This window comes from Variovorax sp. Soil_C_12, from assembly GCF_057657375.1.
Genome location: NZ_JBDGIO010000003.1, coordinates 546,805 through 559,194 on the forward strand (window position 1 = coordinate 546,805; position 12,390 = coordinate 559,194).

Here is a 12,390-nt window from a genome sequence, read left to right on the forward strand (position 1 = left end):
CCACGCGAAGGCGGGGGCGCGCATCGCCGTGCGGCCGGATGTTGCTCACGCCGCCGCCTCCATCCGCCGCAGCCCCGCCGCGTCGACCGCGCCGCCATCGACACGCTCGCGCCAGCCGCGCAGTGCGCTGATTGCAAGGTTGAGCAGCAGCACCACCCCCAGCAGCACCAGGCCCAATGCCAGCGCCAGCGGCAGGTCGCCCTTGCTGGTCTCGAGCGCGATGGCGGTGGTCATGACGCGCGTGAAGCCGTCGATGTTGCCTCCCACCACCATCACCGCGCCGACCTCCGACACGGCGCGGCCGAAGGCGGCGATCAGCACGGTGACCAGCGCATAGCGCTCGTCCCACACCAGCAGCAGCGCCCGCGCGAGTGAGCGCGCGCCGAGCGAGCGCAGCTGCTCGCCATGGGCCCGGTCCGCGTCCTCGATGACCTGGCGCGTGAGCGCCGTGACCACCGGCAGCACCAGCAGCGTCTGCGCCAGCACCATCGCCTTGAAGGAGAACAGCCAGCCCAGGAAGCCCAGCGGGCCCGAGCGCGACAGGAGCAGGTAGATCACCAGCCCCACCACCACCGAGGGCAGCGCGAGCAGCGTGTTGAGCAGCGTAAGCAGCAGGCCGCGGCCGGCGAAGCGCGCGACAGCGAGCCAGGCGCCGAGCAGCAGGCCGAGCCCGCAGGCCAGCGCGCAGGCCGTGGCGCTGACGGCCAGCGAACGGCCGACGATGCCGAGCAGAACGGGATCGCCGGAAGCCAGCAGGTGCCAGGCGGCGATGGCGCTGTCTGTGAAAGTGTTCATGAGGGCGTGATGCGCAAGCCACCCAGTATCCGGCAAGCTTGCGCGTGCAACTTATGCAAGCACTTGCATAGGTGGCGGGCGGGCTTTGCATAATCCTTTGCGCCAATCCCGCCTTCGCTGCCCCAACGTGCAACAGATCGAACTGTCCTACGCCATCGCCCCGCGCCGCAGCGGCCGCACGCTGATCCGCAACCCGCTGATGGAACTGCTGCACGCGGTGCGCGAGCACGGCTCCATCTCGTCCGCGGCGCGGGCGCTGGGCCTGTCGTACCGCCATGTCTGGGGCGAGCTCAGGCGCTGGGAGCAGAACCTCGGCCATCCGCTGGTGAGTGGCGAGCAAGGCCGCTCGGCGCAGTTGTCCGAGTTCGGCGACAAGCTGCTGTGGGCCGAGCGCCAGGCGCAGGCCCGGCTCGCGCCGCAGATCGAGGCCCTGCATGCCGACCTGGAGCGCGCCTTCGCGATGGCCTTCGACGACAGCCAGCATGTGCTGAGCCTGCATGCCAGCCACGACGATGCGCTGGCGCTGCTGCGCGCGCACGCGGCCGAGCGCGCGCGGCTGCAGCTCGACATCCGCTTCACCGGCAGCGTGGACGCGATCAGCGCCCTCAACCAAGGGCGCTGCGTGATGGCGGGCTTCCACACGCTGGAGCGGCCGCCTGCCGGCTCGCTCGCGCAGCGCACCTACAAGCCGCTGCTCAAGCCTGGCCTGCACAAGATCATCGGCTTCGCGCGCCGCACCCAGGGCCTGATCGTCGCGCCCGGCAACCCGCTGGGCCTGCGCGGAATTGCCGACGTCGTGCAGCTGCGCGCGCGCTACGTGAATCGCGCACTCGGCACCGGCACGCGCGTGCTGCTCGACGAGCTGCTGGCGCAGGAAGGCCTGGACGCAGATGCGCTCGATGGTTACGAACGCGATGAGCCCTCGCATGCGGCGATCGCGCACGCGGTGGCCTCGGGCCGGGCCGATGCGGGCCTGGGCATCGAGTCGGCCGCGCGCGGCGCGGGCCTGGGCTTCGTGCCGCTGGTGAACGAGCGCTACCACCTGGCCTGCCTCAAGTCGGCGCTGGACCAACCGGCCGTCCAGGCGCTGCTGGTGCTGCTGCGCAGCGCCGCCTGGCAGCACCAGCTCGGCACGCTCGCGGGCTACGAGAGCGCCGGCAGCGGTGAGGTGCAGTCGCTGAGCGCGCTGCTGCCGTGGTGGAGCTTCAAGGGGCCGAGGCGGTAGTCGGGCGCCAAGCGTTCCTAACGCCGAAGACGCGCCGCCAGCTGCCGCAGCCCGATCGACCAGCGGTTCGGCTTCTCCTCGGCCCACTGCTGCGCGAGTTCGGAAACGGCAGGGTCCGCCACCCGGTCCGCGGCCTGTACTGCACGCAGCGCCAGCGCCCGGAGCTGGTCGCGCGGCACCGCGGCCAGGCATGGCACCACCTTCGTCCTCGGCGCCGCGCTGCTGCCGAGGGCGCCGGCAATCACCTCGCCGGCGGCCACGGCTGCCGCCCCGTCATCGGCATCGACGAAGCTCGCGACCAGCGCCAGCTCGATGGCCTGCGAGACCAGGTCCGCGTCCGCCGAGCGCGTGCATTCCGCCAGGAAGTCCTGCGCGGCATCGTTGTCGAAGGCGCCCTCGCCCCAGGCGCCCGCGTGAGCCGACAAGGTCAGCAGCGACGCGATGGCGGCGATGCAGGCGTGCTTGAAGAAAATCATGCAGCGAATTCTCCATCAGGCCCCAGCCCCGTCGGCACGCCCAGCCGCAGCGCCAGGTTCGCGGCGTCGTAGGGCGCATGCACCTTGATGTCGTTGTCGAAGTAGCAGTACACGTCGCGCCGGGCTCGGCGCGGCGCGGCGCGGGTCGAGGCCTTGCGTGCATCCTTCACCTGGCGGCCCTGGCGCCATGCGTCGATCCGCGCAGCCCAGCGGTCGAGCGCGGCATCGTCGTAGCCGCTCGCATAGAGCTCCTTGTCCCCATGCAGCCGCAGGTACACGAAGTCGGCCGTCAGGTCCTCGAGCAGCGGCCAGCGTCCGGCCGTGTCGGCGACCACCAGCGCGATGCCGTGCCGGCGCAGCATGGCGATGAAGTCCGGGGCGACGAAGCTCGGATGGCGCACTTCCACCGCGTGCCGCAGCGGCCGTTTCGCGGAGCGCTTGAGCCAGGTGCGGGCCTCGAGCCGACCGTCGTGCTCGCGCGCGAGAGTCAGCGCCGCACTCGTGTCGCGCGGCAGAAGCGAGAAGAATTCGTCGAGCCGCTCCGGCTCGTAGGCCATCGAAGGTGGCAACTGCCACAGCATCGGCCCCAGCTTGGCGCGCAGCGCCAGCACGCCCGAGGCCAGGAAGTTCGCCAACGCGGTGCGTACGTCCTTCAGCCGGAGCATGTGAGTGATGTAGCGCGAGCCCTTGACCGCGAACACGAAGCCGTCCGGCGTCTCGTCGTGCCAGGCCAGGTACGACTCGGGCCGCTGCAGCGAATAGAAGGAGCCGTTGAGCTCGATGGTGGGCAGCATGCGCGAGGCGAAGGCAAGCTCCTGGCGCTGCGGCAGCCCTTTGGGATAGAACTTGCCGCGCCAGGGCGCATAACGCCAGCCTGAGATGCCGATGCGGGTCTCGCCGGGTCTTCCAGCCATGGTTTCCTGGCCCCCTGAAAGAGCCTTCGCGTGCCGGCCCGCGCGGGATGCCGGGCCTCGGCGCGCGATTCTGTGCCGCGGCGCGGCCCCGCGGTGAAGGACAAGGCCGCGCATGCCGCGCTCGCTATGCCATCTTGTCGGCTCGCGCCCCCAGCCCCAGGTAGGTGTCGATGATGCGGCGGTCGTGCAGCAGTTCCGAGGCCGCGCCCTGCAGCGCGACCGCGCCCATCTCCAGCACATAGGCCCGGTCGGCCACCTGCAGGGCGGCGCGCGCGTTCTGCTCCACCAGCAGCACCGACACGCCGTGCTTGCGCAGCGAAGACACGACCTGCAGCACCTCGCGCACGATGAGCGGCGCCAGGCCCAGCGAGGGCTCGTCCAGCATCAGGAGGCGCGGGCGTGCCATCAGCGCGCGGCCGATGGCCAGCATCTGCCGCTCGCCGCCAGAGAGGGTGGAGGCCATCTGCGCGCGGCGCTCCGCCAGGCGCGGGAAGATGGCGAAGACCTCGTCCATGCGCTGGCGCTGGTCGCGCTCGCCGCGCCACCAGCGCGAGAAGCCGCCCAGGAGCAGGTTGTCCTCGACCGGCATCTCGCCGAAGAGCTCGCGCTTCTCGGGCACCAGGCCGACGCCGCGCGCCACCATCGCTTCCACGCTGATGCGCGTCATGGCCTCGCCGCCCAGCAGCACCCGGCCGCGCGAGGGCAGCAGGCCCATGGCCGCGCACAGCAGTGTGGTCTTGCCGGCGCCGTTGGGGCCGATCACGGTGACGATCTCGCCGGTGTCGACGCGCAGGTCGACGTGGTGCACTGCCTCGACGGGGCCGTAGGAGACGCAGAAGTCTTCGAGTTGGAGCAGGGCTGATGCACTCATGCCGTCTGCTCCACCAGGCGGCCTTCATTCGCGGGCTCGTCCACCCCGCCCAGGTAGGCGTCCAGCACCTTGGGATCGCACTGCACCTCGGCCGGGGTGCCGCGCGCGATGACGGCGCCGAACTCCAGCACGGTGACGCGATCGGCCAGATTCATCACGAACTCCATGTCATGTTCCACCACCAGGATGCCCAGGCCCTCGGCACGCAGCTGGTCGAGCAAGGTGGCGAGCGCGCGTTTCTCCAAATGGCGCAGGCCGGCCGCGGGCTCGTCCAGCAGCAGCACCGCGGGATGGCCCGCCAGGGCGCGCGCGATCTCGACCACGCGCTGCTGGCCCAGCGCCAGGGAGCCTGCCGGGACTTCCGCGAATTCGCCGAGTCCGCAGCGTTCGATCTGCTGGCGCGCCTGCGCGAGCAGCGCGGCCTCTTCCGCACGGTCGAGCCGCAGCATCGAAGCGATCCAGCCGCGCTGTCCGCGCCTGTGCGCACCCAGCGCGACGTTCTCGATCACGCGCCGCTGGCCCAGCAGGCGCACGTGCTGGAAGGTGCGGCCCAGGCCCAGCGCCGCAAAGGCGCGCGAAGGCTTGCCGGTCATCGGCCGGTCCATCAGCCGCACCTCGCCTTCGGTCGGATCGTCGACCCCCGAGACCATGTTGAAGAAGGTGCTCTTGCCCGCCCCGTTAGGCCCGATCAGCGCATGGATCTCGCCGGCCTTGACGTCGAGACCGACGGCGTCGTTGGCCACCAGGCCGCCGAAGCGCTTGGTCACGGCCTTGGCCTCCAGCACGATCTGCCCGCGCGGCGGCAAGGCGGTTGCGGGCAGCGCCAGCACCTGGCGCGGCGCACGCACTGCGGCGGGCTTCAGGAACCGGTTGACGAGCCGCGCGAGCGTCGGCCACAGCCCGTCGGCAAAGCGCTGCAGCACCACCAGCATCAACAGGCCGAACACGATCACCTCGAAGTTGCCGCTCGATCCGAGCAGGCTGGGCAGGATGTCCTGCAGCTGCTCCTTCAGCAGGGTGATCAGCGCCGCGCCCAGCACCGCGCCCCACAGATGGCCCGCGCCGCCGACCACCGCCATGAACAGGTACTCGATGCCGATGTTGAGGTTGAAGGGCGTGGGGTTGATGAAGCGCTGCAGGTGCGCGTAGAGCCAGCCCGACAGGGCCGCCAGCAGCGCCGCCAGCACGAAGACCTTGATGCGGTAGCGGCCGGTGTCCACGCCCATCGACTCGGCCATCACCCGGCCCCCCTTGAGCGCGCGGATGGCGCGCCCCTCGCGCGAGTCGAGCAGGTTGTGCAGCGCCCACAACGCCAGCAGCAGCACGCCCCAGATGACCAGGCCCAGCGAGCGCGGCGAGGCGAAGGAGACGCCGGCGACCACGATCGCCGGCACGCCCGCCACGCCGGTGTGGCCGCCGAGGAACTCGAGGTTGCCGAACAGGAAGTAGAAGCTCAGCCCCCAGGCGATGGTGCACAGCGGCAGATAGTGGCCCGACAGCCGCAGCGTGATCGCGCCCAGGCCCCAGGCGATGAGGAAGGTCACGGCAATGCCGAACAGCAGGCCGATCCACGGCAGCAGCGCCGGGCTGATGCCGCCCAGCGCCGAGGCGACCATCGGCGACGTGCAGATCCACGCCGTGGCATAGGCGCCGGCGCCGACGAAGGCGGCCTGGCCGAAGGAAGTCATGCCGCCCACGCCGGTGAGCATGACGAGGCCGGCCGCGACCAAGGCGTAGAGGCCGATGTAGCTGAGCACCGTGACCGAGAAGTCCGGCAGGAAGCCCCACACCGCCGCGAGCGCGACGATGAAGGCCAGCGTCAGATGCCGCCGCGTCATTCCTCGTCCTCCACATGCCGGCTGCTGAGCGAGCGCCACCACAGCACGGGAATGATCAGCGTGAAGACGAACACCTCCTTGAAGGCGCTGGCCCAGAAGGAAGAGAAGGCCTCGAGCTGGCCCACGATCAGCGCGCCCGCCAGCGCCAGCGGATAGCTGGCCAGCCCGCCGACGATGGCGGCCACGAAGCCCTTCAGGCCGATCAGGAAGCCGGTGTCGTAGTAGATGGTCGTGATCGGCGCGATCAGCAGGCCGGAGACCGCGCCGATCGCCGCCGCCAGCGCGAAGCTCAGGTCGCCCGAGAGCCCGGTGGGAATGCCCATCAGCCGCGCGCCCACGCGGTTGATCGCGGTGGCGCGCAGCGCCTTGCCCACGATCGAGCGTTCGAAGAACAGGAACATCAGCACCACCAGCGCGGCCGTGACGGCCACCACCACCAGCGCCTGGCCGGTGATCGCGACGCCGCCTAGGTCCAGCCGCATCTCCGAGAAGGCAGGCGTGCGCGAGCCCTCGGCGCCGAAGAAGAGTAGCCCCAGCCCCACCAGCACGCCGTGCAACGCCACCGAGACGATCAGCAGCGTCAGCACGGTCGCATCGGCCAGCGGGCGGTAGGCCAGCCGGTAGAGCAGCGGGCCCAGCGGCACGATCACGGCGAGCGCGGCGAGCGTCTGCGTGAACTGCGATTCGGGCCGCAGCAGGAGCACCAGCGCGCAGGCCACCAGCGGCAGCACCACGCACCAGGCGAGGGTCGAGGCCCAGTCGACGGCCGCGCCGCGCTTCCAGCGCCACAGCTCCACGACCAGCGCCGCCGCCGCCAGCACCAGCAGCAGCCACAGCGTGGCCGGCACGCGGCCGGCCTGCAGCGCCACCACCGACAGCGCGCTGAAGGCCACGAATTCCCCTTGCGGGATGAAGATGACGCGGGTCACGGAGAACACCAGCACCAGGGCCAGCGCCATGAGCCCGTAGATCGCCCCGTTGACGATACCGTCCTGCCCCAGGATCAGGGCGATTTGCATGTCCATGCATCCACTCCGACGCAGAGCGCAAAGGCTCCAATTGACTCATTGCTCAAAAACGAACGCGGCCCCCTTCGGGAAACACCGCGGAACCGGCTTTGCCGGGCCGCTGGTGTTGCCCCAGGTAGGGGGTGGGCGGCTACACAAAGTGAGCCAACCTGGGGGCGAGCCAAGTGCCACCGCGGAACCGGCTTTGCCGGGCCGCTGGTGTTGCCCCCGGTGCGGGGGTGGGCGGCTACACGAAGTGAGCCAACTGGGGCAGAGCTTAGTCCGCTGGCTGGTACTTCCAGGCGCCGTTCTCGATCTTGACCATCACCCGCGCGCGCTGGTCCAGGCCCAGGTGGTCGGTGGGCGACATGGTGAAGATGCCATGCGCGCCGGGGATGTTCTTCACCTCTTCCAGCGCATCGCGCAGCGCGGCGCGGAAGGCCGGCGTGCCGGGCTGCGCCTTCTTGAGCGCGACGGGGATCGCGGCGCTCATGATCAGGCCGGCATCCCAGGCATGGCCGCCGAAGGTGGACACGCTGCCCTTGCCGTTGGCGGCCTCGTAGGCCTCCACGTATGCCTTCGCGGATTTCTTGACCGGGTGCGAATCCGGCAGCTGCGACGCCACCAGCATCGGGCCGGAAGGCAGCAGCGTGCCCTCGACGTCCTTGCCGCCGACCCGCAGGAAATCGGCGTTGGCGACGCCGTGGGTCTGGTAGACCTTGCCGGCATAGCCACGCTCCTTGAGCGTCTTCTGCGGAAGCGCGGCCGGCGTGCCCGAACCGGCGATCAGCACGGCATCGGGCTTGGCGGAGATCAGCTTGAGCGACTGGCCGGTGACCGAGGTGTCGCTGCGCGCATAGCGCTCGTTGGCCACGACCTTGAGTTTCTTGAGCTCGGCGGCCTTGGTGAACTCCTGGAACCAGCCTTCGCCATAGGCGTCGGAAAAGCCGATGAAGCCCACCGTCTTCACGCCGTTGGCGGCCATGTGCTCGGCGATGGCGAGCGACATCATGATGTCGTTCTGCGGCGTCTTGAAGACCCACTTGCGCTTGGCATCCATGGGCTCGACGATGCGCGACGAGGCCGCCATCGAGATCATCGGCACCTTCTCCTCGGCCACCACGTCGATCATGGCCAGCGAGTTCGGCGTCACGGTCGAGCCGAGCACGATGTCGACCTTGTTCTCGCTGATCAGCTTGCGCGTGTTCGACACCGCGGCGGTGGTGTCGGAGGCGTCGTCGAGCACGATGTAGTTGATCTTCTGCCCGCCGATGGTCTTGGGCATCAGCCCGATGGTGTTCTTCTCGGGGATGCCGAGGGAGGCGGCCGGCCCGGTCGCCGACAGCGTCACGCCGACGTTGACGTCGGCCTGCGCGGCGAAGGCCATGGCGCACAGCAGTGCCACGCCGAGGCGGGTGAAAGAATTCATGAACAGTCTCCGGTAGTTGATAAATCGCCCGCGCTCAGCGTTCGTCGAAGGACAGCCGCACGCGCTCGGTCAGGGGATGTGCCTGGCAGGTGAGGATAAAGCCGCCTGCAACCTCATTCTTGTCGAGCGCGAAGTTGCGCTCCATCCGCACTTCCCCTTCCAGGAGTTTGGCACGGCAGGTGCCGCACACGCCCGAGGTGCAGGAGTACGGCACCTCCAGGCCGGCGGAGGAGGCCGCGTCGAGGATGCTCGGCTGCCCTTTGGTGAACGGGATCTCGCGCGCCAGCCCGTCGCGCACGATGGTGATGCGCGCCGTCTCGGCATCGCCCGGCTGCGGCTCGTGCACCACCGCGCCCACGGTGCCGGTGGGCGACTGGGCCAGGCCGAAGCGCTCGATGTGGATGCGCTCCTCGGGCACGCCGGCTTCCAGCAGTGCGGCCTCGGCCTCGTCGTTCATCTGGAAGGGGCCGCAGATGTAGACATGGTCGATGCTGCCGGGCGGCACCAGGCCCTGCAGGAACTCGGCGATCTTCTCGCGGTTCATCAGGCCCGCGTTGATCGGCACGTCGGTGTGCTCGTCGGAGAACACGAGCTGCAGCGACAGACGCGTCATGTAGCGGTTCTTCAGGTCCTCGATCTCCTCCTTGAACATCGTGGACCGTAGCTGCCGGTTGCCGTAGATGAGCGTGAAGCGCGACTGCGGCTCGCGCGCCAGCACGGTCTTCATGATCGAGAGGATGGGCGTGATGCCGCTGCCGCCCGCGATGCCCACGTGGTGGCGGCGCGCCTTGGGCTCGATGGGCACGAAGAAGCGGCCCTGCGGCGCCATCACCTGCAGCGTGTCGCCGGGCTGGAGCGAGCTGTTGATCCAGCTGGAGAACAGGCCCTGCTGCACCTTGCGCACACCCACGCGCAGCTCGCCGTCGTCGACGCCGGCGCAGATGGAATAGGAGCGGCGCAGGTCCTGGCCGTCGATCTCCTTGCGCAGGGTGAGGTACTGGCCCTGGGTGAAGCCGAAGACCCCGCGCAGCTCCTCGGGCACGTCGAAGGAGATGACCACCGCCTCGGCGGTGTCGGGTTCGATGCTGCGTACGCGCAGCGGGTGGAAGATGACGCTCATGGGGCCTCAGAGGGGTTTGAAGTGCTCGAAGGGCTCGCGGCAATCCAGGCAGCGGTAGAGCGACTTGCAGGCCGTCGACCCGAAGGCCGACAGACGCTCGGTGTGGGCGCTGCCGCAATGCGGGCAGGCCACCGGCGCGGCGGCCTGGCGCCGCACCAGGCGGATCGGGACCGCGCCGCCCGGCAGGGACGCCGCGCCCGGCGGTGCAATGCCGTACTCGCGCAGCTTGCGCTTGCCTTCGGCGCTCATCCAGTCGGTGGTCCACGCAGGGGCGCGGCGCAGCGTCACGCGCGCCGGGCCGAGCCCCGCGGCGTCGAGGGCGTCGAGCACGCTGCGCTCGATCACCTCCGTGGCCGGGCAGCCGGAATAGGTCGGCGTGAGCACGATCTCCAGGCCCTCCTCCCGCGGCAGCACCTCGCGCACGATGCCCAGGTCGCAGACCGACAAGGCCGGTACCTCGGGGTCGAGCACCGTGCCCAGCACGTCCCAGGCGTGCGCGACGCGGGCCTCGTCGGCGGCAGGAGAGCGCAATGCATTCATCACCACACTCCGCCCGGATAGGCACGCTGCAGGTGCTGCATCTCCGCCAGGATGTAGCCCATGTGCTCGCTGTGCACGCCGCGCTTGCCGGTGCTCATGAACGCCGACTCGGCCGGCATCGCGAGGGTGGCCTCCTCGAGCACCGAAGCCATCTCGGCAAACCAGGCCTCCCGCAGCTCGGACCAGGCCGGGCCCAGGCCGCTGGCGCGGGCCGCTTCGTCGACGGCATCGGCTGCGAAGAGCTCGGGCACGTAGCGCCACAGCTGGGCCAGGGCGGCCTCCATGCGCGAGCGCGATTCGTCGGTGCCGTCGCCCAGGCGCACCACCCAGTCGGCCGCATGCTGCTGGTGGTAGCGCGCTTCCTTGATGGCCTTGGCGGCGATGGCGGCCACCTCGGCATCGCTCGAGGCTTCGAGCTTTTCCCATAGCAGCTTGAGCAAGGTCGCGGCCATCGCGTTGCGCAGCACGCTGAAAGCGAAGTCGCCGCGCGGCAGCTCGACCAGCGTGGCGTTGAAGTAGTCGCGCTCGTCGCGCAGGAAGGCGAGCTGGTCCTCGTCGTGCGCGCGGCCTTCGAGCTGGCCGGCGCGGGTGAGGAGCGCGCGCGCCTGGCCCACCAGGTCCAGCGCCATGTTGGTCATGGCGATGTCTTCTTCGAGCGCCGGCGCATGGCCGCACCATTCGCCCAACCGCTGCGAGAGGATGAGGCAGGTGTCGGCGATGCGCAGGAGGTACTGCACGGAAGCGCTGCGGTCGAGTTCGATGGAGGCTTGCATGGGGCGCTTCAACTCACATGTGGTCCACCGACTTCGGCAGCACGTAGAAGGTCGGGTGGCGGTAGACCTTGTCTTCCGCCGGGTCGAAGAACATGTCCTTGTCGCCGGGGTCGCTGGCGACGATCTGGTCCGAGCGCACCACCCAGACGCTCACGCCTTCCTGGCGCCGCGTGTAGACGTCGCGCGCCATCTGCAGCGCCATCTTGGGGTCGGGCGCATGCAGGCTGCCGCAGTGCTTGTGGTCCAGGCCCGCTTTGCTGCGGACGAACACTTCCCACAGCGGCCACTCGCGTCCTTCGGACGCGGTGGCCTTCGGGGTTTCCGTGCTCGACCCCACCCCCACCCTCCCCTCACCAGGGGAGGGCAAGGTGCCTTCTTCAACGCTGCTCATGCTGCCAACCTTTCTGCTCGTTCGTGCTTTGCCGCGTGCGCCAGGGCCGCTTCTCGCACCCAGGCGCCCTCGTCCCAGGCCTTGACGCGCGCGCCCAGGCGCTCGCGGTTGCAAGGCCCGTCGCCGCCGATCACGCGCCAGAACTCGGCCCAGTCGATAGCCCCATGGTCATGCGCCTGGCGCTCCTCGTTCCACTTCAGGTCGGGATCGGGCAGGGTCACGCCCAGCACCTTGGCCTGCTCGACCGCGGCATCGATGAACTTCTGCCGCAGCTCGTCGTTGGTGAAGCGCTTGATGCCCCAGCGCATGGACTGCGCGCTGTTGGGCGACTGGTCGTCGGGCGGGCCGAACATCATGATGGAGGGCCACCACCAGCGGTTCACCGCGTCCTGCACCATGGCCTTCTGCGCCTCGGTGCCGTGCTGCATCATGGTGAGCAGCGCCTCGTAGCCCTGGCGCTGGTGGAAGCTCTCTTCCCGGCAGATGCGGATCATGGCGCGCGCATAGGGCGCATAGGAGCAGCGGCAGATCGGCACCTGGTTCATGATCGCCGCGCCGTCCACCAGCCAGCCGATGGTGCCCATGTCGGCCCAGGTCAGCGTCGGGTAGTTGAAGATCGAGCTGTACTTGGCCTTGCCGCTGTGCAGCGCGTCCAGCATCTGGTCGCGGCTGGTGCCCAGGGTCTCGGCGGCGGCGTAAAGATAAAGGCCATGGCCGCCCTCGTCCTGCACCTTGGCCAGCAGGATGGCCTTGCGCTTCAGCGTGGGCGCGCGGCTGATCCAGTTGCCCTCGGGCAGCATGCCGACGATCTCGGAATGCGCATGCTGGCTGATCTGGCGCACCAGCGTCTTGCGGTAGTGCTCGGGCATCCAGTCCTTGGCCTCGATGAAGCCGCCGGCATCGATGCGTTCGTCGAAGCGCTCTTCCAGCCGCATCTCCTCGGCCGAGCGCACGGCCTTGGGGCCGTCCTTGTCCTTGCCCATGGTGTCCATGGCCTGCGTGTACATGGCG

13 protein-coding genes are annotated in these 12,390 nt (G+C 69.6%); 1 reads left to right on the forward strand and 12 read right to left on the reverse strand.

All coding sequences use genetic code 11. The features are described from left to right. Positions 1-45: 45 nt before the first annotated feature. Positions 46-795: an ABC transporter permease gene (locus AC3A6X_RS11360; RefSeq protein ID WP_487842255.1), complete on the reverse strand. Its 750-nt coding sequence runs from the start codon at positions 793-795 to the stop codon at positions 46-48. Positions 796-922: 127 nt separating this feature from the next. Between AC3A6X_RS11360 and AC3A6X_RS11365 the strand changes: the two genes are divergently transcribed. Continuing rightward, positions 923-2,020: a substrate-binding domain-containing protein gene (locus tag AC3A6X_RS11365; RefSeq protein ID WP_487842256.1), complete on the forward strand. Its 1,098-nt coding sequence runs from the start codon at positions 923-925 to the stop codon at positions 2,018-2,020. 17 nt (positions 2,021-2,037) lie between these two features. Here the strand turns inward: AC3A6X_RS11365 and AC3A6X_RS11370 are convergent, their stop codons facing one another. From AC3A6X_RS11370 to paaA, 11 genes are all read right to left on the reverse strand, one after another. After that, a complete protein-coding gene (locus AC3A6X_RS11370) occupies positions 2,038-2,496 on the reverse strand; it encodes a DUF4259 domain-containing protein (protein WP_487842257.1) in 459 nt (152 codons plus the stop codon). Next, positions 2,493-3,410: a DUF72 domain-containing protein gene (locus tag AC3A6X_RS11375; protein WP_487842258.1), complete on the reverse strand. Its 918-nt coding sequence runs from the start codon at positions 3,408-3,410 to the stop codon at positions 2,493-2,495. Before AC3A6X_RS11375 ends, AC3A6X_RS11370 begins: the two co-directional genes overlap by 4 nt. A 124-nt stretch (positions 3,411-3,534) precedes the next feature. Beyond that, entirely contained in the window at positions 3,535-4,281 is a 747-nt protein-coding gene (locus tag AC3A6X_RS11380; protein ID WP_487842259.1) for an ABC transporter ATP-binding protein, read from the reverse strand. Further along, entirely contained in the window at positions 4,278-6,119 is a 1,842-nt protein-coding gene (locus AC3A6X_RS11385) for a branched-chain amino acid ABC transporter ATP-binding protein/permease (protein WP_487842260.1), read from the reverse strand. Before AC3A6X_RS11385 ends, AC3A6X_RS11380 begins: the two co-directional genes overlap by 4 nt. Further along, entirely contained in the window at positions 6,116-7,144 is a 1,029-nt protein-coding gene (locus AC3A6X_RS11390) for a branched-chain amino acid ABC transporter permease (protein ID WP_487842261.1), read from the reverse strand. Before AC3A6X_RS11390 ends, AC3A6X_RS11385 begins: the two co-directional genes overlap by 4 nt. Positions 7,145-7,403: 259 nt before the next feature. After that, positions 7,404-8,555 carry an ABC transporter substrate-binding protein gene (locus tag AC3A6X_RS11395; RefSeq protein WP_487842262.1) on the reverse strand — a complete coding sequence of 384 codons (1,152 nt, stop codon included), beginning with the start codon at positions 8,553-8,555 and terminating at the stop codon, positions 7,404-7,406. 34 nt (positions 8,556-8,589) lie between these two features. Next, positions 8,590-9,675 (reverse strand): 1,2-phenylacetyl-CoA epoxidase subunit PaaE, encoded by a 1,086-nt coding sequence (paaE, locus tag AC3A6X_RS11400; RefSeq protein ID WP_487842263.1) that lies wholly within the window; start codon positions 9,673-9,675, stop codon positions 8,590-8,592. A gap of 6 nt (positions 9,676-9,681) precedes the next feature. Continuing rightward, entirely contained in the window at positions 9,682-10,215 is a 534-nt protein-coding gene (gene paaD / locus AC3A6X_RS11405) for a 1,2-phenylacetyl-CoA epoxidase subunit PaaD (RefSeq protein WP_487842264.1), read from the reverse strand. Next, positions 10,215-10,988 carry a 1,2-phenylacetyl-CoA epoxidase subunit PaaC gene (paaC, locus tag AC3A6X_RS11410; RefSeq protein ID WP_487842265.1) on the reverse strand — a complete coding sequence of 258 codons (774 nt, stop codon included), beginning with the start codon at positions 10,986-10,988 and terminating at the stop codon, positions 10,215-10,217. Before paaC ends, paaD begins: the two co-directional genes overlap by 1 nt. Before the next feature lie 13 nt (positions 10,989-11,001). Continuing rightward, positions 11,002-11,379: a 1,2-phenylacetyl-CoA epoxidase subunit PaaB gene (paaB, locus tag AC3A6X_RS11415; protein ID WP_487842266.1), complete on the reverse strand. Its 378-nt coding sequence runs from the start codon at positions 11,377-11,379 to the stop codon at positions 11,002-11,004. Continuing rightward, the gene (gene paaA, locus AC3A6X_RS11420) at positions 11,376-12,386 is read right to left on the reverse strand and encodes a 1,2-phenylacetyl-CoA epoxidase subunit PaaA (protein ID WP_487842267.1); all 1,011 of its coding nucleotides are present in this window, start codon (positions 12,384-12,386) and stop codon (positions 11,376-11,378) included. The genes paaB and paaA overlap by 4 nt, the downstream gene beginning before the upstream one ends. Between the last annotated feature and the right edge of the window lie 4 nt (positions 12,387-12,390).